Below are 23,694 nucleotides of genomic sequence, written 5' to 3'. Positions count from 1 at the left end.
TCACTCCACCTCGCCTCGGTCGCCGGCCAGACGATAGGGAGGAAAGCGGAACGCCATGTCCTTCGTCAAGAACCCTCCGTGGCCGATGCGGGCGAGCAGGCCCGCGTCCAGCGGAACGCCGGCGAACACCCAGGTCAATAACAGGTCGAAGATCGTCGCTTGCGAGAAGACGCCGCAACTGGGCATGCCGATGATGGTCGTGTCTCCGCGCTGCGCCACCCAGCACAGGCTGCCGGGGTGGGCCGGGAGGCCGCGCCTCAGCAACCGCGCTCCACTGGCAACCAACGCGTCGAACACGGGGTCCAGCGGGTCCATCGTCCGGGATCCGGCGACCACCAGCAGGTCGGGACGCGCGGCGAGCAGCGCGTCCATCGCGCCCCGGACGACATCGACCTCGGGTGCGACGAACACGGGATCCGACATCACACCACCGAACCACCGTACCTTCTCGCCAAACACAGCCCTGAACCGCTCGGTGGCACGCGCACCCAACGACTCCTGCACGAGCGCCGCAACGCGACGCGGCTGAAACGCCCGCACCGCCACCACCGGCCCCGACGCGGCTGCCCGTGACTCGCCCGACGCGATGACCGCCTCGGGAATCGCGAACGGAATGATCTTGGCTCGCGCGACGGTCTCGCCCGCCTCCACGACCTGACCGTCGAACAGCGTATACACCGAGAGCTCCGCCGACTCGTTCACGGAACACAGCGAGTCGACGTTGACCTGCAGCACGCCGCGCGAGGTCGCGCGTATGGGCCATTGCCCACCCGAGAACGCGCCGACGACAACGCCCGATCCCGCCACCGCCCGAGCCAGGCGCTCTCCGGCCGCTCGCTCGTGCACGTCGTTGGTCTCGAGCACGACGAGGTGCAGTTCCTGCCACGTCGCCGACGCGAGCACATCACGATCGGCATGGCTCAACACGTCGCCCTTGCCCCGCACGACGCGTCCATGGCCGTCGCGCACATCCGCCGCGAGCACCATCCCATCCAGGGGCGCCGTGTCGAGCGTCTCGCGCGTGACTCTGCGGCCGATCACGCGCCGCGTCGCCGCTCACGCATTGGCCCTCCCGCACGCCCACGTTCGGCGGCCAGGCCCTCGGCAAGGACGCTCAACGCGATTTCCGCCGCGGATCGCGCACCGACGTCGAGACCCACGGGGATGCGCACCCGCGCCAACTGCGCGGCCGGTACACCCTGCGCCGCGAGGAACTCCAGCATCGCCTTGCCGCGCCGCGCGCTGCCCAGGCACCCGACATACGCCGCATCGCTGGCCAGCACGGCCTGCAGCACCGGCAGGTCGTATTTGTAGTCGTGCGAGAGCAGCACGACGAGTGATGAGGGGCCCAGGGGAAGCCGCGTGGCAATCTCCGAGGGCATCCCGACGATCAGCGCGTCGACGTCGGGAAACCGTTCGCGCGTCGCAAAGCGCTCGCGGCCGTCGACGACCACGGTGCGCCAGCCGAGCGGACGCGCCATCTCGACGAGCGGCATGGCCACGTGGGTCGCGCCAAACACCACGAGCGTGAGCGGTGGCGCGTGTACGTCGACAAACACGCGACAGCCGCCAGACGGCGTCTCCAGCGTCGCCGTCCCGGCTCGACCTTCGTCGAGCCGCGTGCGCGCGAGGTCTATCGCGGCGCGATCGAGCGCCGCATCGCCGAGGGTGCCGTCCACGTCGCCGGCGTCGGACACATCGAGCCGCCCGGCATGCCCGTCGAGCGGAATCACGGTGGCATGTCGTCGGCCGGCGCGCACCGCTTCGCCAGCTCGCGTGAGCGATCGGGCGACCGGATCGACGTCGGGCGCTGGGCGATAGGGTTCGATGAGCACCTCGACCGTGCCCGCGCACGTCATGCCGAGCGCCCAGGCGTCCTCGTCACCCAGGGCCATCGCGACCACACGGGAGACCCCCGCATCGATCACCTCCTGCGACGCCTCGATCACACGCGCATCGACGCATCCGCCGATGGTGACCGACCCGATGATGGCGCCTGTCTCATCGACCCACATGCGCGCTCCGGTCTCGCGCGGCGTGGATCCTTCTGTCGCGACGAGGGTCGCCACGGCGGCGCGACGGGTGGGCAGGGGAAGCACGTCCATGAGGTCGAATTCTACTGGAGGATCCGACCAGCGGTCAGGCGGTGCGCGGCCTCGGCGACGACGCGCACCGCACCGATGTCAACCAGCCGCCTGTCAGGGAGCGGGACAGGGACATGGCAGCCTCGCGGGATCGCGAGTGATCTGGTCCGAGCGTTGAAGGTGAGAGGCGCGGCAAGGATCACGTCCCCGCATACGCGCCACACGGCGGACGGTGGTGTCACGGTCGTACCAGCGGAGCGCCACGCGGGAGATGGCGCGGATGACAGCGCAGAGCACGGCGTCAGGGCGACACCACGCCGTTCACGGCGCCAGGCGTGGCGCCAGGCGCTCGAGCGCGTCCAGGCTGTGCGCCGGGGCGAGCAAGTCGACGTGGCGGAGCGCGGCCTGCATGCCGCGCGTTGCCGGGGTGTAGTCGAGCGCTCCCATCAGTGGGTTGAGCCAGATGACCTTCCCGACGCGGCGCCGCAACCCGGCCATGGCCCGATCGAGCACCGCGGGATCGCCAACATCCCAGCCATCGCTGAGGATCAGCACGACGGTACGACGCGTGAGGTGCCGATGGTGATCGCGCACGACCTGTTCGATCGCCGTGCCGATGCGAGTGCCGCCGGACCAGTCGTGCACATCACGACCGAGTTGCCGCACCGCGACGCCGTACGCCGCGCCCCGCAAGTGCTCGGTGATGCGGGAGAGGCGCGTGGAGAACACAAAGGACTCGATCGTGGCGACGCTGTGGTGCATCGCGTGCAGGAACTGCAGGAGGAACCGCGAGTAGAGCTCCATGGACCCCGACACGTCACAGATGGCCACGAGGCGCGTGCGCCGGATACGACGGTCCCGGCGGTATACGCGGATCAGTTCGCCGGCGGTGCGCACAGCGTGACGCAACGTGCCTCGCAGGTCGACGACACGTCCGCGCTGCGACACGCGCCACCGTCGGCTGCGCCGCCGAGCGAGGCGCCTGGCGATGCGTCGTGCCAGCCGCCGAAGGGCCTGCACATCGGATTCCGTCCACGCCGAGAAATCTCGCGAAGCGAGCTGCTCGTCGTCAGACGGCGCCCGCACGGGCACGTCATCGCCACCTTCGCCGCCGTCGCCCACGCGCATCCAGTTGCGCAGTGTCACTGGTGCCCGGCGCGTCGAGGCCGGTGTGGGTGGCTGCGCACGAGGCTCAGCATCGCTCACCGCCGTTCGTGCGGACGTCCACGGCTCCCAGGCCCGGTCGAAGACCTCGTCGAAGAGATCAAGATCCTCCGGCCGCGTCACCAGCACGATGCGCAAGGCGCGTCGCACCTCATCACGATCGAGCAGGTCCACGACGCCAAGCGTGCGCAGGGCCTCGACGGAGCTGCCGGTGGTGGTGCGAGCGCCACGCGCGCGCAGCTGCCTGACGAGTCGCACCACGGCCGCGGCGAGGTCAGGCGGTTCTGCGTGCGAAGAAGTCATCCGGCGATGCTCAGCATCGCGGGGAGGTGACCGGCATCGAGTTCACCCTCCAGCGCGCGGAAGTCGCGTTCATCCTTGAGCACGCACCCCATGGTGGCGCGAATGAGCGCGTCGTCGAGCTGCGACGCGTGCAGCGTGACGAGGGCCATCGCCCAGTCGAGAGACTCGGCGATGCCTGGCACTTTCTCCAGGCGCATGCGACGCAGCGACTGGAGGAACGCCGTGAGTTCGCGGGCGAGCCGCTCGGAGATGCCGGGGACGCGCGTGCGCACGATCTGCATCTCCTTCTCGAACGACGGATAGCCGATCCACAGATACAGACACCGCCGCCGGAGTGCCTCGGAAAGGTCGCGCGTGCGATTCGACGTCAGCACGACGACCGGCCGCGCGGTCGCGGTGATCGTGCCAAGCTCCGGAATGGTGACCTGAAAGTCCGAGAGGATCTCGAGGAGGAAGGCCTCGAACTCTTCGTCGGCGCGATCGACCTCGTCGATGAGCAACACTGGCGCCGTTCCCGGGTGCGTGATTGCCGCGAGCAGCGGGCGCTTGAGGAGAAACGCTTCGCTGAACAGCGTGCGCTCGCGCTCGGCCAGGGGCGCCGTCGAGTGTTCGTCGAGCCGGAGGTGCAGCAGCTGTCGGGGATAGTTCCACTCGTACAGGGCGCTCGTCGCGTCGAGGCCTTCGTAGCATTGCAGGCGAATCAGGTCGGTGGCGAGTACGCGGGCGAGCACCTTGGCGATGTCGGTCTTGCCGACGCCAGGGTGGCCCTCCACGAGCAGCGGCTTCTGCAGCGCCGTGGCGAGGTACACCGCCGTCGCCACGTCACGGTCCGTGACATACGACTCCGCTTCCATCACGCGCTGAATCTCGTGGATGCGCTCGTTCACTCCGATGTCTCCTGGATGAGGCGCGGTTGCAGCGCGCAGCGACGGCACTGGAGGTGTAACGAGTCCGTCACGCACGCGGTACGGCCCTTGGGTCTGATTGCATCTCTAACACATTTCCCTGGCGATTGTAACGGCGACGCACCGCAGTGCCGCCATGGCCGTCCGTGGTGGCACTCCTCCGGAGTCCATACATGAACCGTCTCTTCGCCCTCTTGCTGCCGGGGCTCCTCGGCCTGACCCTGTTCCCGGCGTCGTCCCACGCCCAGTCGGCCAGCCCGTCACCGGCGCCGCGGCCGTGGTACGAGCGGCTGTCCCTCCGCGGGTACGCCCAGTTCCGATACAACCGCCTGCTCGAGACCAACGCGGATCTCACGTGTTCGCAGTGCGACCGGTCCATCGGGCGCAATGGCGGCTTCTTCCTCCGACGCGGACGCCTCGTGCTCTCGGGCGATGTCACCAGCCGGCTCTCGGTCCATGTCCAGCCGGACTACGCCTCGGATGCCGCCGGAGCCAGCCACTACCTTCAGCTGCGCGACGCGTACTTCGACGTGTTCCTCGACGCCAGGCGGGAGCATCGCGTGCGGCTCGGGCAGAGCAAGGTGCCGTTCGGGTTCGAGAACCTTCAGTCGAGCCAGAACCGCTTGCCCCTCGACCGGAGCGACGCGCTAAACAGCGCGGTCCCCAACGAGCGCGACATCGGCGTCTTCTATTACTGGGCCACGAGTGCGGCGCGTCGCACGTTTCGCGTGCTGATCGACAGTGGGCTCAAGGGGTCGGGTGACTATGGCATCGTTGGCGTCGGACTCATGAACGGCCAGACGGCGAATCGCCCCGAAGCCAACAACTCGCCGCACGTCGTCGCGCGCGTCTCCTATCCGTTCCGCCTGACGAGCGGGCACTTCGTCGAGCTGGGCATCTCGGGGTACCATGGACGCTTCGTCCTGCCATCGCGAACACCGGGTGTGAGCGCAGCACCTGAATACTCCGATCAGCGGCTTGCGCTTGCCGCACACTGGTACGGGCAACCACTCGGGGTGGCCGCCGAGTGGACCTGGGGCGAGGGGCCGGAGTACGAGCGGTCCATGGGGAGCATCGAGGTGCGCCGCCTGCATGGCGGGTTCGTGCAAGCGATGTATCGGTGGCGAACGCGCGGCCAGGTGATCCAGCCGTTCGCTCGTGCCCAGTACTACACGGGCGGCAAGAAGCTCGAACTGGACGCCAGGCACCATGAGGTGCACGAGTTCGAGGGCGGAGTGGAGTGGCTTCCGACACCTGCATTCGAGCTCACGGCGGAGTACGCGCGCGCGAGCCGCGTGTACGACGATGGCGGGCTCGCAACGCCGAGCCGACAGCAGGGCGGCTTTCTCCGGCTGCAGGCGCAGATCAACTACTGACTCTGAGAGGGACAGGGCGTGAGTGATCCTCGCCCGGTCACGGCAGTTGTTGTTCCGTTGGGCCGCGCCTGCGATCCCGGACTCCGGCGTGCCGGGGAGCGCCCCAACCCCTCGATACGCCTGGTACAGCCAGCAAGAACCCTCGTCTATCTCGCGCGGCAGCCTCGCCAGCGCTGATCGCGCGCGCGAGGGCGCGTGGCGCGTGTCACGACCGATGGCGAGGATACCACCGCTGATTCCGCGCGCGAGGGCGCGTGACCTGCAAGCGAGGCTGGACTACCTCGAGGTCGGCTCATCCCGCACGCGTGAGGGCGCGTGCGAGAGCGCGGCGCGTGAACACCGAGGCCAGGTTCGCCTTGTAGGCCGCGCTACCGGCGGCATCATCTGTGTAGGTCATACCGTCGATCGCCTTCGCGGCGGCGACCTCGACACTTGCTCCACCGCTGAGGGCTGCCTCGACGCCGACAAGCCTGGTGGCCCGTGGCACGAGGCCCGTCATCGCCACGCGCGCCGCAGTGACCTTGCCTCCACTCGTGGTGAGCACGGCAGCCACGCCGACCAGCGCGTAGCCTGAGGCTGGATCGGGGTGCTTCTCGTACGCGCTCCCCGTCCCCTTCGCCAGCACCGGGATCGAGACCGCGGTCAGGATCTCGCCGGGTCGCATCGCCGTCTGGAACACGTCGACGAAGAACTCGTCGGCGCCCACGGTGCGCTGCCCTCCCTTGCCGGTGAGTGTAAAGGTTGCGCCAACGGCGACCATCGCCGCGGGCAGGTCGGCGCCGGGATCGGCGTGCGAGAGGGAGCCACCAATGGTTCCCATGTTGCGCACCTTGGGATCGCCGATCAGCGCCGCCGCTTCGGCCACGAGCGGCGCCTTCGCCGCGATGGTCGTGGACGCCGCCACGTCAGCGTGTCGCGTCGTGGCCCCGATGGTGATTGCGGTCGGGCCATCCTTGATACCGGCGAGCGCGCCGATGCGCCCGATGTCGATCAGATGACCGGGCGAGGCGAATCGGAGCCTGAGTACCGGAAGGAGGGAATGCCCTCCGGCAAGCACCTTGGCGTCGTCGCCGTATGTCGCGAGCAGCGTGAGCGCTTCGTCGACCGAAGCTGCACGATGGTACTCGAAGGATGCGGGATACATCTCAGTGGCCTCCCCGTGACTGCATCGCCGCCCAGACTTTCGCGGCGGTGAGTGGCATGTCGAGGTGCGTGATGCCAAACGGCGACAGCGCATCGATCACCGCGTTGGCCGTGGCCGCCGTGGACGCGATCGTCCCCGCTTCTCCGGCGCCTTTGACGCCCAGCGGATTCACCGGCGACGGTGTCACCGTGCGATCGGTCTCGAACATCGGCAGGAACTCGGCCCTGGGCATCGCATAGGTCATGAACGAGCCGGCGTTGAGCTGGCCGGTGTCGTCGTACGCCCCGTGTTCCCACAGGGCCTGTGCAACGCCCTGAGCGATGCCGCCGTGCAGCTGGCCGTCGACGATCATCGGATTGATGACGTTGCCGAAGTCGTCGACCGCCACGTACTTCACGACATCAACGACACCCGTGTCCGCGTGCACTTCGACCACGGCGATGTGCGTGCCGAAGGGAAAGACGAAGTTGGACGGATTGAAGAACGACGTGGCGTCCAACCCGGGCTCCATGTCGGCCGGGATGTTGTGCGCGAGATAGGCGGCGAGCGCGATCTCACCAAACGCCTTCGAGCGACCGGGCGAGCCCTTCACGGACCAGGCGCCGTTCGCGAACTCCAGATCCTCCGGCGCCGCCTCGAGCTGGTGCGCGGCGATCAGTCGCCCCTTGTCCTTCACCTTCTGCAGCGACATCCAGAGCGCCGTGCCGCCTACCGCGCCCGAGCGCGAGCCGTACGTGCCCATCCCAAAGGGAACGCGGGCCGTATCGCCATGCACCACATCGACATCGTCGATCGAGCACCCCAGCTCGTGGGCCACCAGCTGGGCGAACGTCGTCTCGTGCCCCTGACCGTGTGAGTGCGATCCCGTGAGCACGGTGACCTTCCCCGTGGGGTGGACCCGGATGGCGCCCGACTCGAAGAGTCCGGCCTGCGCACCTAACGAGCCGACCACGTGCGATGGCGCCAGCCCGCAGGCCTCGATGTAGGACGACAGGCCGATGCCGATGTACCGGCCCTGGGCGCGCGCCGCGGCCTGCTTCGCCCGCAGGCCCTTGTAATCCACCATCGCGAGCGCGCGATCGAGCGCGGGCTCGTAGTTGCCGGAGTCGTACTGCAGCGCCACGGCCGTCTGGTACGGAAACTTGGACGGCGCAATGAAGTTGCGACGTCGCAGCTCCGCCGGATCGACCCCCAGCGTGCGCGCCGCGACGTCGAGCGTCCGTTCGAGGGCATACGTCGCCTCGGGGCGCCCTGCCCCGCGGTAGGCGTCAACCGGCGCGGTGTTGGTGTAGGCCGCCGTCACATGTACGTGGATCACGGGAATGTCGTACTGACCCGAGAGCAGCGTGCCGTAGAGGTACGTGGGCACCGCGGGCGCAAAGAGCGAGAAGTACGCCCCCATGTTCGCGACCGTCTTCACCCGCAACGCGACGATCTTCCCTGCGGCGTCGAAGGCCATCTCCACGTCGGTGTCGTGGTCGCGACCGTGTGCGTCGGACAGGAACGCCTCGGTCCGCGTGGCCGTCCACTTGACCGGCCGCCCGATCTGCTTCGACGCGAAGCAGGCCACGACCTCCTCGGGGTAGATGAAGATCTTCGAGCCAAAGCCGCCGCCGACGTCCGGTGCCACCACGCGGAATCGCTGCTCCGGAATGCCGAGCACGAACGCGCCCATGATCAGCCGATGCACGTGCGGATTCTGCGAGGTGACGTAAAGCGTCATCTCGTCGTTGGCGGCGTCATAGCTCGCGTTGCACGCCCGGGGCTCGATGGCGTTGGGGATCAGGCGCTGATTCACGAGATGCTGCTTCACCACCGTCTTCGCGCCGGCGATCGCGGCGTCGGTGCCCGGGGCGTCGCCGAGTTGCCAGGTGAAGGCGACGTTGCCGCCAGCGTTGGCATGCAGCTGCGGCGCACCGCTCGCCAGCGCTGCGACGGCTGCTGCCACCGCGGGCAGCTCCTCGTAGTCGACCTGCACGGCGTCGGCAGCATCGCGGGCGAGGACCGCCGAATCGGCGATCACCACCGCCACCGCCTCGCCGGCAAACCTGGCCACGCCCACCGCCATGGCGTGATGCTCCGCGATCTGGATGCCCTCGTGCAGCCAGCCCACGGGCAGCGGGTTCACACCGCCGGCCTTGAGGTCGGCGCCGGTGAACACGGCGTGAACGCCGGGCATCGCCCGCGCGGCGGCCGCGTCGATGCGCGTGATCCTCGCATGGGCGTACGGGCTGCGCACAAACGCCGCGTACGTCTGCCCGGTGAGCGTGATGTCGTCCGTGTACCGCCCCTTGCCGGTGATGAACCGACCGTCTTCCTTGCGCTTGACGCTCTCGCCAATCATGGGAGGCTCCTCGTCAGGCAGTGGCCATCGACCGGGCGGCATGCTGCACCGCTCTGACGATGTTGTGGTAGCCGGTGCAGCGGCACAGGTTGCCCTCGAGGGCGCGCCGGATCTCGTCTTCCGACGGGTTCGGGTTGCGCGAGAGCAGGTCGGCCGCGCTCATGATCATCCCGGGCGTACAAAAACCGCACTGCAGGCCGTGTTCCTCGCGAAACGCCACCTGCAACGCGTGCATCGCGCCGTTTCCCAGGCCTTCGATCGTGGTCACGTGCGATCCGTCCGCCTGCACGGCAAGTACGGTGCATGACTTCACGCCACGACCGTCGAGGTGCACCGTGCACGCGCCGCACTGACTGGTGTCGCACCCGACGTGCGTCCCGGTGAGGCCCGCCGCCTCGCGCAGAAAGTGCACGAGCAACGTTCGCGGCTCCACGTCGCGCGCGACCACGCGACCGTTCACCGTTACCTGGATCTGTGTCATGGCCCGCTCCCGATATGGCGCTTCGCGCCGACATGTGCTGGGGGAGCTAGTGTGCACCGGGTGCACGAAGGGGTCAAGCAAGGCGCGTGCATCGCGCAGACATGCCGCACGCTGGCGGGCAACCGGCAACCGACGTGGCACGAGCTGCGGGGACGGTTCCAACATGCCGAACGCGCGCGCCACCAGAGCGCCGGCACGCCTGGGCGACGTCCCGGTCCGGCCGGGCGCCTTAGCGCGTGCGCGGGCGGCGCACGACCTGGCCCGGGCGCCGGTCCGTCCAGGCCCCCTGCTCCACCATCGGCACGCCGTTCACCAGCACGTGACTGATGCCGCCCGGATACTGATGCGGGTCCTCGAACGTCGAGCGATCGGTGACGGTTCGCGGGTCGAATACGACCACGTCCGCCCAAGCGCCCTCGCGAATGACCCCGCGATCGATGAGGCGAAGCCGTCTTGCCGGCATGCCAGTCATCTTGTTCACCGCCTGTTCGAGCGTCAGCAGCTCGAGCTCGCGTACGTAGCGCCCAAGCACGCGCGGGAACGTGCCGTAGGACCGCGGGTGCGGCCTGCCGTCACCAGGCCTCGAGAGCCGGCCGTCCGACGCAATCATCGTCTGTGGGTGCTGCATGATCCGCCGCACGTCGTTCTCGTCGATCACGTGAAAGATCATGGACGCGCCGCCGCGCAGCTGCCCGTCGATCACGAGCGGCGCCCCCTTGGCCGCCGCAGTATCCACCCCGCGCATCACCGCCCAGTCGTACAGCGTCTTGCCCTCGAGCTCGGGCATCCACGACACCCTCGCAAACTGCACGCGGCGCAGGTCGCCACCGCCGCGATCATTCAGAATCAGGTCCACGATTCCGCGCTCGATGCTGTCGCGCAGCACGGGATCCCGCACCCGACGCGCGAACGCGGAGTCGCCGTCCGCGAGCGCCCACGGCGGGATGAGCACGGACAGCGACGTCGAACTGGCGGTGTAGGGATACTGGTCGATCATGACGTCGAGCCCTCGACGTCGCGCCGAGTCGACCATCGCGAGTGTGGTTCGACTCTGGCCCCACGCCGCCTGCCCGACGGCCTTGTGGTGCGTCAGCACCACCGGAATCCGCGCACGACGGGCGATCGCAATGGCCTCGCCGACGCCGTCGAGCAGACCGCGTCCCTCCTCACGGAGATGCGACGTATAGATGCCGCCGGCCTCCGCCGCGGTGCGCGCAAGGGCCACGACTTCGTCGGTCTTTGAATAGAACCCGGGCACGTATCGCAGCCCGGTGCTGAGGCCAAACGCTCCGTCGCGCATGCCCTGGGCCACGAGGCGCTGCATGTCTTTCAGCTCGGCGGCCGTCGGGGCGCGGTCCGCCGTGCCCATCACTCGCCGACGCACCTCATTGTGCCCCACGAGGTACGCCACGTTCATCCCGATTCCGCTTCGCGTCACGCTGTCGAAATACGCGGCCAGCGGAAAGGGCCCGCTTCCGTCCGGCCCGCCCAACGCAAGCGTCACGCCCTGCCGCACGTGGCTCTCCGCGCCAGGCAACTGCAGCAGCGGCTCGAGATGCGCGTGCAGGTCGATGAATCCGGGTGCCACGATCTGCCCGGTCGCGTCGATCACCTTCCTGGCATCGCTCGACCGGAGCGGGATCCGCGACACGCGCACGATGCGCCCGCTCCGCACGGCGACGTCGGCGCGGAACCTCGCCCGTCCGGAGCCGTCGATGACCGTCCCTCCCCGTATCACGAGGTCCCATGCCTGGGCGCCCACCCGGGCTCCAGTCAGCGCCACGCACACGGCGCCGAGGATGCACATCCACCTGTGGTTCATGAGTCGATGCCGTCCGATTCCTGGGTGACCACGCGGCTGGCTGCCAACCGGAACGACCAGCGCCGCGTGCGACCGGGGTCCAGCCACGCGGCGCTCTTCCAGTCGCCGAGTGCCTCCACGATGGTGTCCGGCGCGCCGATCCCGGGATGCACGCCGAGGTTCAGGTACGGTTCTTCGTCGCGAAAGGGCGTCCAGCCCTTCTTGTTGATCCACAGCCCAAGGTGCGGGATCTCGCCCGGATCCCACGTGAAGCGCAGCTCGTGGCCCGCTTCCCTGATCGACACGCCGCCTTCGACGACGTCGAGGAACAGCTTGCACGCGTACTTTCGCGCCACACCGGCGGGGTGCGTGAAGTCGTGCGCCTTGCCTCCGCCGCGGACGAGGGGCCAACGATGTTCGGACCGGACTTCGCCCAGGTCGATGCCGTGCCGCGCATAGACGCGAAGCCGCGCACCGTCGGGCAACACCAGCCGAGTGTCGTCCGTGAGCGGAAACAACGGGTACGCCGCCCACACGAACGGCATGCGCTCCTCGCTGTCGTTATGCATGGCGTACGCGAAATGCACGAGCCCCGCCGCATCGACGCGGATCTCCCGCTCGAATCGGTAGGGGAGACGCTGGCTCTCCCAAGAACAGCGGACCAACTGCCCCGCCGCGCTCGTCCGCACGTCGACGACCGGCTCCCTGGACCACAGCTCACCGTGTTCCGGGATCTCCGTTCCCCCGAAGGTCCGCACCCACCCCGGCACGCGACACGCGCCGATGCTCGGCACGCAGTCGTCCATGCCGCCGGTATCCGCGGTCTCCACGTACGACTCCCCGTCGATGCCGGCCGACAGCGGGATCACGGGGTTCTCCCAGAGCCACTGCCGCCCGGCCATCCACAACTCGGCGATCTTCCCGCCTAACGTGGGAAGTACGAGCACCCGCGACTCCCCGCCAACCAGCTCGATGAACGGGAAGGACCGCGCCGCCGGAAACACCCGCCGGGGCCGCGAGAGAAAGGGAATGCGCATCGCGCCGCGGGCTCAGGGCCGCAGGCCGCGCGTGGCGAACACGCGAGCCATGGCTTCGCCGATCTTGTTGTTCGGCGTGCTTGCCCCGGCGGTGATGCCCACGGTCACCGGACCCGGGGGCAGCCAGTCCACCGCATCCGCCTCGGCGTGTTTCACCTGTGCCAGACGGTAGTGCAGCGTGTGCGTCGCCGGATCGATGCCCTCGGCGTCCTCGACGTGATACGTCGGGACGCGTTCGGCGCAGAGCGCGGCCAGGGAGATCGTGTTGCTCGAGTTGAAGCCGCCAACGACGATCATGACATCCGGCTGCTCGTCGAGGAGCGCCTGCACCGCGTCCTGCCGGTCCTGGGTGGCTGAGCAGATCGTGTCGAAGGTGCGGAAGTTGGACGCCCGGTGGTCCGCGCCCCACGCGGCTGCCATCGCCTCGCCGACCCGCTCACCGATCGCCAGCGACTCGCGCGCAAGCATCGTCGTCTGGTTGGCCACACCGATGCGACGCAGGTGGACGTCGGGGTCGAAACCAGGTGACACCGCGCGCGCAAACGTGGTCAGGAACCGTGTGCGCGCCGCGTCGTCGATACGCCCGGCGCCCAGCCCGGCGATGTATTCGATCACCAGCTCGGCTTCGCGCATGTCGCGCACCACCAGGTAACTCCCGCCGGGGTACTTGAGCACCTGCGACGCCGTCGCCCGCGTCTCTTCGTGGTAGTACTTGCCATGGAGCAGCGAGGTGAGGCCGTCGCGCGCGTAGGCTTCAACGCGCTTCCACACGTTGAGTACGGAGCCGCACGTCGTGTCCACCACGATGCATCCGTGCGCGCGCAGCGCCTGGAAGTCGGCTATCGTGACGCCGAAGGCGGGAAGAATCACCACGTCATCCGGCCGCACCGTCTCGTAGTCGAAGCGCGGCTCGCCGTCCCGTGTGTCCGCGCGTGGCTCCATGATTTCGATCCCCATCCCGCGGAGCGTGGCGTTGACGTGCGGGTTGTGGATGATCTCGCCCAGGAGGTGGAGCCGCCGATCGGGAAACTTGCGTCGCGTCTGGTAGGCGTACTCCACCGCGCGCTCGACGCCGTAGCAAAAACCGAGTTCCTTCGCCAGTCGCACGGTGACCTCGCCAACCGTCAGGCGATCGTCGTTCGCGCGCAGGCGATCGACCAGGCTGCCCGCGTACGCGGCGTCCAGATCCTGCTGCACCGCCGCGCCGAGGCCAAAGCCCTTGCGGAACCAGGTGTCTGGCGGGCCGCTCGTCATGCGTCGAACGGGACGGTGGCGCGCGCCTGTTCGGAGGACAGCCGATAGGGTGCGAGCCTGGCGATGAAGTCGGCGGGCCACGGCGCGGCGCGCGTGGCACCCTTGGGCAGGCAGACCAGCACCAGGTGTCCGGTGGCCCGCACCACACCACCGTCGCCGTAGAAGTCGAAGTTCAGCGTGAGCGATGTGGTGCCGACGTGGGAGATGTAGGCCACCGTGGCGATGCGCTCGTCCAGCCGCGGCGGCGATTCAAAGTCCACGTGCATCGCGCGCCGCGGGATCGTGAAGTCGAACTGCTCCACGAACTCGCGATACGCGATGCCGATGCTGCGAAACAGCTCCGACTCGGCCAGTTCCATGAAGCGGGTGTACGCGTCGTATCTAATGATGCCGGCGTAGTCGACGTCACCCCAGCGCACACGCTCGTGGATCACGAAAGGAGCGGGCGTCATGTCGCGCGCTCCGTCGCCGGTGCCGGCGAGAGCTCGGCGTCGATCGCGACGCCGTAGTGATCGGGCACCAGCAGGGGCGCAAACGCGTAGGCGACGATCGTTTCGTAGGCTTGCTGGCGGTCGACGAGTCCATCGGTGAGGATACCGACGGCCCCCGCGCCGTGTTTCGTGCCGCTCGCCCCGGTGACCGTGTCCATCGCGTGTCCCAACTCGGTGCCGCCGCGCACCAGGGCCGCGACGGCGGCCGGCAACGAAAGCGACAGCGACCCTCCGAGGAACGTGCGCCCGTCGCGCAGGGCAACCACCGCCCAGGCACAGGTCCGCAGTTCTTCGCCGACATCGACCACGCCGCCTTCGATCCCCACGCCCACGTCGGCGTCGAGCCGTTCGCGCGCGGCGATCGCGCGCGCGCGCGCGCCGCGGATCGTCTCGTCGTCGCCCCAGGGCTGGTCCGGCACGCCCGACGGCACCGTGACGCCGTGCACCACAGCGTCGGCGTGCCAGTGCCTAACGATTCTCTCGACGGCGCGCACCTTTACCGGATTCGCGGAACCGACCGCAACGGTCGGGACAGTGGACATGGCGGGCGAGGTGACGAAGGGAGCGGGACGGCCGACGTCCCGGCAATCTAGCACCACGAACGTGTCGCCTTGCTGCGTCCCCCGATCGCGGATATGCTAGGGCGCCATGGTGGACCTCCCCGTGCGACGACCGGCGACCCGTGCTCCCCTCCGCTTCAGCCACGTTGGCGAGCGGCTGTGGCTGGATTTCGTGAACACCGACGAGATCCGGCGAGGTGCGCGCGCCGACCTGCTGCGCGACTTCGAGACCCTCGTGCTGTTCCTCGAGGAGTCCGGCACCCTCGACGTCGAGCGCGCGAGTGGCATGCGGCGGCGCGCGGTGCAGCAACCGGCCGGAGCCGCCGCCGCGCTCGTGGATGCCCGTCGAACCCGTGCGGCCTTGCGCGTGCTCGCCGAGCGCGGCGGTACGTCCGACAAGGCGCGATGGGACGCCCTGGCCGAGATCAACCGCGTGCTCGGACGCTCGGCCGGCACACGTCGCCTGGAGCCGCGCGCCGACGGGTCGTTCGCGCGCAGCTTTGTGCCGGTGGGCGATGCGTTCGCCGGACTCATCATCCCCGTCGTCGAGTCCGCGGCGGACTCCCTGATCAACGGCGAACTGCGTCGCGTGCGCCGCTGCTGCGACTCGCGTTGCGCGCGCGTGTTTCTCGACCCCACCCGCAACGGGCGCCGCCGCTGGTGCGAAATGGCGACCTGCGGCAACCGCGCCAAGGCGGCGCGCTTTCGCGAGCGTCACCATCACGAACCACCGATCGCGAGCGCCTGAGCAGGCGCCGCGTGTCACGCGACGCGAGGTCGCCCGGTGAGGCACGCGGTGTCCGCGTGTAGCTTGCCTGCATGGCCCTGATCGACGTCGAGCGCACCTATCTCCAGCTGCTCTCCCTCGCGGATCTCGACCGACAGGGCGCGAGCCAGTCCGACGAGGTGCTCGTGGAGCTGCGCCCGTGCCCCGTGTCGGTCGCGCGAACGCTCTACCACGACGTCGGCGCGCGGTATCATTGGCGCGATCGACTCGCGATCTCTGACGACGACCTGCACGCGTATCTCACCCGCGAGGATGTTCGCGTGTTCGTGGCGCGGTCAGCCGGGCGTGATGACGGCTTCTTCGAGCTCGTGCGCCACGCCGATGGCTCGGTGGAGATCGCGTACTTCGGGCTCATGGGGCATGCGCAGGGTCGAGGGCTTGGGCGATGGATGCTGGTCGAGGCGTGCCGGGCGGCGTTTGCCTGGGGCGCGTCGCGTGTGTGGTTGCACACGTGCACCCTCGACGCGCCGGCTGCGTTGCCGAACTATCGTGCGCGGGGTTTTGTGCCGTACCGGGTGGAGCGCTACCAGGTGGAGATGCCAGACGCCGACGCCTAACGCACTCAGCGACGACTCGGGCCCGGATGGCCGGCGCGAGCGGAACATCGGTGACGCTTGCCACCCGGCCAGGCTCGGGTAGGTTGGCACGTAGTGGAAGTGCGGCAGACCGCGCCCGGTCCGAACCAGTGAGCCAGGTCTTCCGGCGACGTCAGGGCTTCGAAGACGCGTTCCGCACTCACCGCCGGTGACTTGGTGGAACAGATCGAGTAGCCCTTGGGTTGCCCGTCCTTCTCGACAATGCCCTTGGCGGCCTCGTGATCAACGGTGAGCGTGGCAATCCACCAGGGATTGACCTTTTCGGATAGCAGGTACTTGCCGACGGCTGCGCGCCCCTGAGCTCCCCACTTGTCGATCGCGTCGATCCAGTGAGCGCGCCAGCGCCCGGTTTTCTGCTCGCAGGCCCTGTCGTCAGCGGCCCTCGAAGTCCCACTCGGAACCTTCATGTGCAACATCTCCCTGGTTGCAGATAGTGAGTCGCGATTCGCCCGCAGGTGCCTATTAGGCGGAAGCTCGTCGATCCATTGTGCAAACTCGGCTCCGCTATTCCGCAGCCGCCGGAGCTGAAGCTGGGACAGCCTGTCCGCTCTCCAGGATGTGTTTCAGACGCAGCTGGTCTCGTGGCACCTGTTTGCGGGCAACGCGCCGCGCCAGCGGAAGGAGGAGCCGCCCGATGCCGCGCCCTTCCAGCGTGAGTTCAGTTGTCAGTCGTGACCGCGAGGCCCCGTCGAGCGGTTCGATGGAAATGACAATGGTTGCGCGGACGGGTCCGTTCACGCCCTTCGCGGCGATGCGCCGAGGCGGCTCGTACTCGTAGATTTCGGACTCGACTTCGCGAGGCCCACCCGGGAGGCGCCGCGTTTCAAAGTTGTGCGTGCCAAGCCGTGTCGGACCTGCTGGCACTTTCCGGGCCGAGATGATCGCGTCTTGCCATTCGCAGTGCCGGTCAAGGTCTGCGACGTACGCAAAGACTTCCGTGGGTGTACGATCGATCTCGATGTGCGAGCGGATCATGACTGTCCCGTTGATGGTGCATCCGCGCTGCGAACATCGAGAAGCTGCGGTCGTCGCGGGGGCGTGCTACGGCTCTTCGGGCGTGGAGGCGCGAGAGCCACCGGCAATGCGCGTGCTGGCGCACCATGGCGCGAACGCAGGACGCGTCCGGGATCCCGACGATGGATCCCACGCCGCGCTGCGTTCGACTGTCGGAACCGGCTCGCTCACCGTTAGGTGGGCGCCGACTGGAGCACGTCGAGCAAGCGCGGGAGCGGGATGGCCGTGATCCCCTCGTCGAGCAGGTACTCGTGCTCGCCCGGGTGTACGACATAGAGATGGGCGAGCGAGAGATCGTGCTGGGCGATGCGCATCGACTTGGTGGTGGTCGGCTGCTCCGAGAACTTGAACTCGACACCCAGCCGGCGCCCCTCGTGAAACAGCAGCAGATCGAGCTCGGCGCCGCTGTGCGTGCCCCAGAAGTACGCGGCGCGATCGCCGCACACGGCGAGGATCTGCTCCAGGCAGTACCCCTCCCACGAGGCGCCCAGCTTTGGGTGCGACTGCAGCGCCGCGCCGTCGGGGATGCCGAGCAGTCCATGCAGAACGCCTGAGTCCCTTATGTAGACCTTGGGCGACCTCACCTGCCGCTTGCCGAGGTTTTCGAACCACGGCGGGAGGAGTCGCACCATGTAGGTACCGGCGAGGATGTCGAGATAGCGCCGTGCGGTCGGTTCGGAGCTGCCCAGCGCGCGTGCCAATTCTGCCTGGTTGAGCACCTGCGCGTGGAAGTGGGCGATCATCGTCCAGAAGCGGCCAAGCGTGGCGGCGGGAATCTGGATGCCCAGTTGGGGGATGTCGCGCTCCAGAAAGGTCCGGCGAAAGTCTTCGAGCCACTGCCGCGCTGTCGCGTCGTCCGGCGCCAGGTACGCACGAGGAAATCCCCCGCGCCACCAGAGCTTGGACAGATCGTCGGCATGCAACTCGGCCAGCGAGAATCCGGTGATGTCAACGAACGACACGCGGCCGGCGAGGCTTTCGCTGTTCCCCTTGATGAGATCGGGCGAAGCGCTACCAAGAAGGAGGAAGCGGGCCGGGGTACCGGGTCGATCGGCCAGCACGCGCAGCACGGGGAAGAGGTCGGGACGGCGCTGGACCTCGTCGAGCACCACCAACCCGGACAGCGGGGAGAGGACCAGTTCGGGGTTGGCGAGTCGGGCGAGGTCGGCCGGCGACTCGAGATCAAACAAGTGCACGGCTTCGGTGGACTCCGCCGCCAGCATACGAGCAAGGGTGGTCTTTCCGGCCTGGCGCGGCCCGGTCAGACACACGATGGGGTTGTCCCGTAGACGGGCTCGGATGACCCCGAGATAGGCGGTGCGCCGGCTGTTCATTTCCATGAATTTGTAACGTCGACAGTTAGAAATGCAAGGAAAATCCAGCCCCTCGCCCGTTCTGGTCTGCCCGTCACCTTCCATCGAGGACGCGAAGGAATCGCCGGTTTGAGCTGGCCGGGGCTGAGCGGGGACTTCGTCCGCCCCGGCAACCCCGCGACCGATCGGATCGCGCGCGCGGCGCGGGCTGCGCTCTTACGCGCGCCCTCTGGTCCCGCCCACCCGCACAACCGCGCTGCTCAGGGGGTCGCCGAGGGCAGTAGCTCGTGGAGCTGCATCTGCACACGCATGCTGCCCCAGATCGTGCGCCCCTGTTCCTGAACGATGCTGAACGAGCGACGCACCAACGTGTCGCCGACAAACAGGAATGCCATGGGAACGGGTCGAGCCAGTTGGAGCGCGGACGCATGCCCCTCGGTATCCAGGAGCCACTCGAAGGGATATCCGCGTACCTTCCGCTCGCGGCGAATGGCGGGCAGGTGGCTCGTATCATCCAGCGCGATCGCCACCACGCGAAGGCCCCGTTCCGCAAACCGTTCCGAGAGCCAGGACAGATCCCGCAGCATGATGTGCGAGTATTCGTCCTCTATCGAGTAGTACGCAAAGATCACCGCGGGGCCCGGGAAGTCGCGTTCCGCGCGGAACACGCCGGTATGCCTGCTGTCGATCGGCCGGCCGACGAACGAGCGGGCCAGCGCGTCGACCACGGCATCCGGGGTGCGCGGATCGGTCCCGGTTCGCGACCACGCCTCGACCTCGCGGGTTGCCCAGAGCGCACAACCTAACGACAGCACGATGAGCCGTCGCCCGGCGCGGCTCGCCCGCAGCGCCGTCGCGGCCTGCCGGGCCAACGCCCGCGAAGGGAGGCGCATCCGGCCTGGCCGGGCGCCTAGCGCGCCACCACGGCGTACTCCACCACTCGCTGCTCACCGGTCGGCATCTCTTCGATGGCGAGCAGGTAATCGCGGCCGACTTCCTGCAGGATCAGGGCTGCGGGAACTACGAGGTCGCCGGATCGGCCCGAGGGTCGGTCAAACCAGCGCAAGCGAGTGGGCGCAGACCCCGGCGGGCTCAGCTGACTCCACACGCGTCCTTGCCCATCACTGACGACCCGCGATACGGCCGGGATCGTCTCATGCCTTGGGAGCGCCGCGAACTGGTCACGCAGCCCACGCGCATTTCGGTTGGGGGCAAGCGCGAGCAACGATGAAATGCCGGCCTCGAGATCGTCGGCCGTCGCCGGACGCCGTTCGATGCGCCCAAGATCCGGCCCGACGCTCCATTGGGTCCCGCGCCACGTCGACAGGATGCCGGACTCACCGGTCGACATGATGGCATCCGCTCCATCGAGCGTCATGAACATCTGGTTGCCGAGGGGCACGGGTGCCCAGTAGCTCCCGTTCCATGCGGCGTCGGTGACCGGTACCGTGCCCAGTCGAGCGCGCTCCTTTCCATCGGTATCGAACAGCCAGGCGTCAGCTGACACGCGCCGGAGACCCTTTCCGGCTGGTGCTTCCCAGTTGCCGGCTCCCACCGCGGCAATCAGACCGGAGCGATTGCAGAAGAGCTGCCCCGGCAGCCGTCCGCCCGCGTCGATCGTGCGGATGTACGCGCCCTGGCGAGACAGAACCTGGACGCGCGCCTGCTCAAACGCGAACAGCGTGTCGCGTGCGCACTGGCCGATCCAGCGCAAGGTGAGGAACTCACCCGGTCCGGTTCCCTTGCGTAAGGCCACGCGGGTCAGCCTTCCGGCCTGGTCAAAGAAGGCAATGCGGGGTGTCAGGGGAACGGCCACGGCGATGGTGCCGTCGCTGAGTCGTGTGGCCGCGATCGCCGAGGCAAATGCGACGGAGTCCGATCCCGGAGCCAACGACTCGAGCACCCGCGTCGGGCCCGACACGCGCAGGGAGCCCTGCGCGTGCGGGTGGTCGATCGCCGGAGCCAGCATCCCAACAGCCGCAAGGACGGCTGGCCAGCAACTGGTCATTCGCTGCCCTCTTCGAAGTTGATACCGGTCGATCACCGAGACACGGTCGATTCACTCAGGGGCAGGGGCCATGCAGCCCTCCATCCACTGGTTGGTGTCAACCTTCGGTCGTTCGTCCTTCGGCGTACGCTAGCCTGCCAGGCCAGGGGGCGCCAGAGCGGCGTATGGCATGGCGAGCGTTGAGCGGATAGCCGCGATCGGATGGGCTCGGCGACGGCTTGGCCAGGCAGCCCGCCTCAACGGGGCCGGCGCCACGAGCACCCGTGTCTCCGTCATGACGCGCAGGACAGCCGTCGCCGGACCCTCATCCAGGGCGCCGCGTGCGCGCCTAACGACCGCGACGCCGCCGAGGGTTCACCCGGCGCCCGTCCCGCGCCCGCTCGAACCGCTCCCGTTCCCCGCTCGTACGCTGATCGCCCCCACGCCGACGATGGCGCCGGCGCGCATCGTCTTCGCGCTCCTGCCGACGACTCGGCCGTTCGTCCGGCATCCACGGGCGATCGAGCAGCTCCTGCAACTCATCGAGGGTCGCTGCACGCACCGACCCCCGCTTGCCGCGGTGCACGATGAACCGCACCGGCCGATCCAGGGTCGGCAGCTCAACCGCCGACAGCGTACGCGCGAGCTTCTCCGGCACGACGAGGCGCGCGATGCCTTGCACCTGGCCGTTTGCCTCCTCCACATCGTAGTCGATCCCCACCGGCAGGCCTCGCACCTCCACCATGTCGGGGAGCGCCAGCAGCCGCTCGCGATCGTCCCGCGACACGGACGCGGACAGATCGAGTCGCAGCGAAGCCGCACGGTACTCCGCGATGGTTGACACGTCCGCCAGCGCCGTGAGGTAGACCTCGCGCAACTCTGCCTGGCCGAGTCGACGCGTGGCGCCGCCCGATCGCCGATACAGTTCGCGGATGTCCGCGATCGTTGCTCGATTGCGCTTGACCGCTGGATGGCGCGCCTCTTCGCGCGCGAGCGCATCGGCCAGGGCCCGGCGTGCGGCCGGTGCGTCTTCGCCAGCGAAGCGGTCGAGGTACTCCTCGTCGCGCTCGAGATCGAAGCCAAAGTAGGTGAGGCGGCTCCGGCGCAGCAGCGCGTCGCGCCGCTCGCTCCCCTCGTACACGATTTCCGGGTCGCCGCGCTGTGCGTATCGACGCACCAGGTCACCCGGGATCTGCGTGCCCTCGATCGACGCGCGAGGCACGCCAAACCGATCGGCGAAGTAGCGCAACGTGCCGGCCACGGCGCCCCACGATCCGCACACGCTGCTGCGGGACACGCGCGCCTCCTGCCCATCGACCGTTTCCTCATCGATCACCAGATCGAACGGCATGATGCGAGCAACGAGGTCGGCATAGCGTCGCCGCAGATCATCGTTGACGAGCGGGAGACGGTCGGGGAGCGTCACGCCCACCGTGCGGCACACGCTGGCCATCGCCAGCGCGGTGTCCTCGATGGCCTTCACGAGCACGCCACGGCGCTCGGCCCAGCGTTCGATGATCGCCTCATCGAACAGGTGACGCGGCAGCCCGTATACCTCGCCCAGGTACCCGGCCTTGCCGAAGGCTTCGGCATAGACGTTGTAGGCCGTGAGGTGATCGCTGCCGGCGATCACGAGGCCGCTCAGCTCCCGTTGGTCGCGTGTCATGCGGTGGAGCGACTCGATACTCGCCATCACCGACAGCGCGGGCAGCAGATCCGCGTCGGCATGCACGATCAGCTCGGCCCACGCGCGGTCGACGGGCATCGATTCCACCATGCGCCCGTAGCGCGACAGCCGCCCGTGCTCCACCACGCCGCGTGACTCGAGGTGTGCCAGCGCGCGACGATACGCCTCGCGATCGAGTTCCACCGGAAGGTCCAGCTCGTCGGCGCGTACTCCGAGATCGGCGCACGTGAGCGCCACCCGCTCCGAATCGCCGGCGAGCTGGAACTCAGGCGCTGTCGGACGGAGCGAGGCAAAGTCGATGTCGCGGTCCGACAGGATGAACACCTTCCCCTCTTCCACGCGCCCGTGCACGCGTCCGGCCATCTGCAGGATCTCGTTGGTCCCAAGGTGCAATCGTGTGAGCACGTTCTTTCCCCGCTCCACTACGTTGGCGAAGCGCGTGTCGTCGATGACGACCGTGTCGAGGCCCTTGATGTTCAGCGCGCTCTGGCCCGCCGCCGTCATCGCAAGAAAGAACGGCCGTGGCGCCCCTTCCTCCAGAAACGGCCGGATCACGCGAATGGGCTCGCCACCGTGATAAAATGCCGAGGTGATGCGCTGAAACCGGTCGCCGACTGCCACGGCGACCTGCTCCACGGCCGCCCGCGTCGGCAAGAACATCCCGACACCACGCCGCTGCCGCGTCACCTGTTGCAGGAACCGGTCATCCAGAAACTCGGCGGGATCCTTGCGCACCACACGGACGTCGGCCGCCTTTGCCGGATCGAAGGCCGTCGTCTGGATGACCGATGCTGAGCCGAGGTAGCGCGCGTAGAACCCCGGATCCACCGTGGCCGACAACCAGATGAAGCGGCAGCCCACGCGCTTGCCTAACGCGAGGCACAGTTCGAGTTCCGCCGACGTCTGATGGATCTCGTCGACAATGAGCGTGTCGCGCTGGAGGATGTCGCCGTCCTGGAACCACCGGCGTGCGATGCCGGTGGTCACGATGATGACGTTCCAGGTGGGCGTCTCCGGTGTTGCCTCGCGCTCGCGATTCACGACGCCGATCCGAAGGTCCGTCGTGCCGAGGATCGACTCGGCGATGGGTCGCACCGCGAGCGTCTTTCCCGTCCCCGTGCCGGCCACGATGCCGAACCCGGCCCCGCTCGCGGCCAGGTCGCGAATCTCCTGGCCGTGTCGCCGCTCGAGCACGGTGTCGACATGCAGACCGAGTGCGATCTCGATCGTTTCGCACGCCGCGCGCGTGGGAGCGATGACGATGATGCGACCCGTCGGCGGCTCGGCGGCGACGAATGCCGCGTGGTCCAGCGGGAGCGCGCGGTCGCGAATGTCGGTCAGCACGCCCACAACCTAAGCGACCGAC

At 68.4% G+C, this 23,694-nt stretch carries 20 protein-coding genes; 3 read left to right on the top strand and 17 right to left on the bottom strand.

Annotated features, from left to right (window positions below; translation table 11 throughout):
• The 4 genes from IT361_07090 to IT361_07075 form a co-directional block, all read right to left on the bottom strand.
• Entirely contained in the window at nt 1–1,041 is a 1,041-nt protein-coding gene (locus IT361_07090; GenBank protein MCC6317446.1) for a hypothetical protein, read from the bottom strand.
• Nucleotides 1,038–2,105, bottom strand: a complete 1,068-nt coding sequence (locus tag IT361_07085; protein MCC6317445.1) for an XdhC family protein — start codon at nt 2,103–2,105, stop codon at nt 1,038–1,040. The genes IT361_07090 and IT361_07085 overlap by 4 nt, the downstream gene beginning before the upstream one ends.
• Nucleotides 2,106–2,405: 300 nt before the next feature.
• Complete coding sequence (locus tag IT361_07080) at nt 2,406–3,551, bottom strand: VWA domain-containing protein (GenBank protein ID MCC6317444.1); 1,146 nt, start codon at nt 3,549–3,551, stop codon at nt 2,406–2,408.
• Nucleotides 3,548–4,405, bottom strand: a complete 858-nt coding sequence (locus IT361_07075; GenBank protein ID MCC6317443.1) for a MoxR family ATPase — start codon at nt 4,403–4,405, stop codon at nt 3,548–3,550. Before IT361_07075 ends, IT361_07080 begins: the two co-directional genes overlap by 4 nt.
• Nucleotides 4,406–4,629: 224 nt before the next feature.
• Between IT361_07075 and IT361_07070 the strand changes: the two genes are divergently transcribed.
• Nucleotides 4,630–5,832, top strand: a complete 1,203-nt coding sequence (locus IT361_07070) for a porin (protein MCC6317442.1) — start codon at nt 4,630–4,632, stop codon at nt 5,830–5,832.
• A gap of 292 nt (nt 5,833–6,124) precedes the next feature.
• On the opposite strand, the gene IT361_07065 is transcribed toward IT361_07070, so the two are convergent.
• The 8 genes from IT361_07065 to yjjX all read right to left on the bottom strand — a co-directional run bounded on the left by IT361_07065 (nt 6,125) and on the right by yjjX (nt 14,926).
• Nucleotides 6,125–6,976, bottom strand: coding sequence for a xanthine dehydrogenase family protein subunit M (locus tag IT361_07065; protein ID MCC6317441.1), 852 nt, complete (start codon nt 6,974–6,976; stop codon nt 6,125–6,127).
• A 1-nt stretch (nt 6,977) separates the two neighbouring features.
• Nucleotides 6,978–9,320: a molybdopterin-dependent oxidoreductase gene (locus tag IT361_07060; protein MCC6317440.1), complete on the bottom strand. Its 2,343-nt coding sequence runs from the start codon at nt 9,318–9,320 to the stop codon at nt 6,978–6,980.
• 13 nt (nt 9,321–9,333) lie between these two features.
• On the bottom strand, nt 9,334–9,801 hold the full coding sequence (locus tag IT361_07055; protein MCC6317439.1) for a (2Fe-2S)-binding protein: 468 nt from the start codon (nt 9,799–9,801) through the stop codon (nt 9,334–9,336).
• Between the two features lie 229 nt (nt 9,802–10,030).
• A complete protein-coding gene (locus tag IT361_07050; protein MCC6317438.1) occupies nt 10,031–11,623 on the bottom strand; it encodes a D-aminoacylase in 1,593 nt (530 codons plus the stop codon).
• On the bottom strand, nt 11,620–12,639 hold the full coding sequence (locus IT361_07045; protein ID MCC6317437.1) for a hypothetical protein: 1,020 nt from the start codon (nt 12,637–12,639) through the stop codon (nt 11,620–11,622). Before IT361_07045 ends, IT361_07050 begins: the two co-directional genes overlap by 4 nt.
• Before the next feature lie 12 nt (nt 12,640–12,651).
• On the bottom strand, nt 12,652–13,893 hold the full coding sequence (locus IT361_07040) for a 4-hydroxy-3-methylbut-2-enyl diphosphate reductase (protein MCC6317436.1): 1,242 nt from the start codon (nt 13,891–13,893) through the stop codon (nt 12,652–12,654).
• Nucleotides 13,890–14,345, bottom strand: a complete 456-nt coding sequence (locus IT361_07035) for an acyl-CoA thioesterase (GenBank protein MCC6317435.1) — start codon at nt 14,343–14,345, stop codon at nt 13,890–13,892. The genes IT361_07040 and IT361_07035 overlap by 4 nt, the downstream gene beginning before the upstream one ends.
• Nucleotides 14,342–14,926, bottom strand: a complete 585-nt coding sequence (yjjX, locus tag IT361_07030) for an inosine/xanthosine triphosphatase (GenBank protein MCC6317434.1) — start codon at nt 14,924–14,926, stop codon at nt 14,342–14,344. Before yjjX ends, IT361_07035 begins: the two co-directional genes overlap by 4 nt.
• A 106-nt stretch (nt 14,927–15,032) precedes the next feature.
• Here yjjX and IT361_07025 point away from each other — a divergent pair, with 106 nt between their 5' ends.
• Together IT361_07025 and IT361_07020 are read left to right on the top strand one after the other, a co-directional pair.
• A complete protein-coding gene (locus IT361_07025; protein ID MCC6317433.1) occupies nt 15,033–15,692 on the top strand; it encodes a CGNR zinc finger domain-containing protein in 660 nt (219 codons plus the stop codon).
• Between the two features lie 71 nt (nt 15,693–15,763).
• Nucleotides 15,764–16,288: a GNAT family N-acetyltransferase gene (locus IT361_07020; protein ID MCC6317432.1), complete on the top strand. Its 525-nt coding sequence runs from the start codon at nt 15,764–15,766 to the stop codon at nt 16,286–16,288.
• 543 nt (nt 16,289–16,831) lie between these two features.
• On the opposite strand, the gene IT361_07015 is transcribed toward IT361_07020, so the two are convergent.
• The 5 genes from IT361_07015 to IT361_06995 all read right to left on the bottom strand — a co-directional run bounded on the left by IT361_07015 (nt 16,832) and on the right by IT361_06995 (nt 23,672).
• The gene (locus IT361_07015) at nt 16,832–17,302 is read right to left on the bottom strand and encodes an SRPBCC family protein (GenBank protein ID MCC6317431.1); all 471 of its coding nucleotides are present in this window, start codon (nt 17,300–17,302) and stop codon (nt 16,832–16,834) included.
• Nucleotides 17,303–17,514: 212 nt separating this feature from the next.
• Entirely contained in the window at nt 17,515–18,681 is a 1,167-nt protein-coding gene (locus tag IT361_07010; GenBank protein ID MCC6317430.1) for an ATP-binding protein, read from the bottom strand.
• Between the two features lie 233 nt (nt 18,682–18,914).
• On the bottom strand, nt 18,915–19,547 hold the full coding sequence (locus tag IT361_07005; protein MCC6317429.1) for a redoxin domain-containing protein: 633 nt from the start codon (nt 19,545–19,547) through the stop codon (nt 18,915–18,917).
• 17 nt (nt 19,548–19,564) lie between these two features.
• Complete coding sequence (locus IT361_07000) at nt 19,565–20,662, bottom strand: hypothetical protein (protein ID MCC6317428.1); 1,098 nt, start codon at nt 20,660–20,662, stop codon at nt 19,565–19,567.
• 328 nt (nt 20,663–20,990) lie between these two features.
• A complete protein-coding gene (locus tag IT361_06995; protein ID MCC6317427.1) occupies nt 20,991–23,672 on the bottom strand; it encodes a DEAD/DEAH box helicase in 2,682 nt (893 codons plus the stop codon).
• Nucleotides 23,673–23,694: the final 22 nt, after the last annotated feature.

This window comes from Gemmatimonadaceae bacterium (assembly GCA_020846935.1).
In the GTDB taxonomy this organism is placed as follows: Bacteria; Gemmatimonadota; Gemmatimonadetes; order Gemmatimonadales; family Gemmatimonadaceae; genus RBC101.
This window is presented reverse-complemented; position numbering and strand designations above follow the sequence as displayed.

Bases quoted from the DNA above. Each gene is read 5' to 3' on its own strand.
- IT361_07050 (MCC6317438.1), bottom strand. From the start codon at position 11,623: ATGAACCACAGGTGGATGTGCATCCTCGGCGCCGTGTGCGTGGCGCTG.
- IT361_07040 (MCC6317436.1), bottom strand. From the start codon at position 13,893: ATGACGAGCGGCCCGCCAGACACCTGGTTCCGCAAGGGCTTTGGCCTC.
- IT361_07025 (MCC6317433.1), top strand. From the start codon at position 15,033: ATGGTGGACCTCCCCGTGCGACGACCGGCGACCCGTGCTCCCCTCCGC.
- IT361_07055 (MCC6317439.1), bottom strand. From the start codon at position 9,801: ATGACACAGATCCAGGTAACGGTGAACGGTCGCGTGGTCGCGCGCGAC.
- IT361_07035 (MCC6317435.1), bottom strand. From the start codon at position 14,345: ATGACGCCCGCTCCTTTCGTGATCCACGAGCGTGTGCGCTGGGGTGAC.
- IT361_07045 (MCC6317437.1), bottom strand. From the start codon at position 12,639: ATGCGCATTCCCTTTCTCTCGCGGCCCCGGCGGGTGTTTCCGGCGGCG.
- IT361_07080 (MCC6317444.1), bottom strand. From the start codon at position 3,551: ATGACTTCTTCGCACGCAGAACCGCCTGACCTCGCCGCGGCCGTGGTG.
- IT361_07020 (MCC6317432.1), top strand. From the start codon at position 15,764: ATGGCCCTGATCGACGTCGAGCGCACCTATCTCCAGCTGCTCTCCCTC.
- IT361_07000 (MCC6317428.1), bottom strand. From the start codon at position 20,662: ATGACCAGTTGCTGGCCAGCCGTCCTTGCGGCTGTTGGGATGCTGGCT.
- IT361_07065 (MCC6317441.1), bottom strand. From the start codon at position 6,976: ATGTATCCCGCATCCTTCGAGTACCATCGTGCAGCTTCGGTCGACGAA.
- IT361_07010 (MCC6317430.1), bottom strand. From the start codon at position 18,681: ATGGAAATGAACAGCCGGCGCACCGCCTATCTCGGGGTCATCCGAGCC.
- IT361_07005 (MCC6317429.1), bottom strand. From the start codon at position 19,547: ATGCGCCTCCCTTCGCGGGCGTTGGCCCGGCAGGCCGCGACGGCGCTG.
- yjjX (MCC6317434.1), bottom strand. From the start codon at position 14,926: ATGTCCACTGTCCCGACCGTTGCGGTCGGTTCCGCGAATCCGGTAAAG.
- IT361_07015 (MCC6317431.1), bottom strand. From the start codon at position 17,302: ATGATCCGCTCGCACATCGAGATCGATCGTACACCCACGGAAGTCTTT.
- IT361_07060 (MCC6317440.1), bottom strand. From the start codon at position 9,320: ATGATTGGCGAGAGCGTCAAGCGCAAGGAAGACGGTCGGTTCATCACC.
- IT361_07070 (MCC6317442.1), top strand. From the start codon at position 4,630: ATGAACCGTCTCTTCGCCCTCTTGCTGCCGGGGCTCCTCGGCCTGACC.
- IT361_07085 (MCC6317445.1), bottom strand. From the start codon at position 2,105: ATGGACGTGCTTCCCCTGCCCACCCGTCGCGCCGCCGTGGCGACCCTC.
- IT361_07075 (MCC6317443.1), bottom strand. From the start codon at position 4,405: ATGGAAGCGGAGTCGTATGTCACGGACCGTGACGTGGCGACGGCGGTG.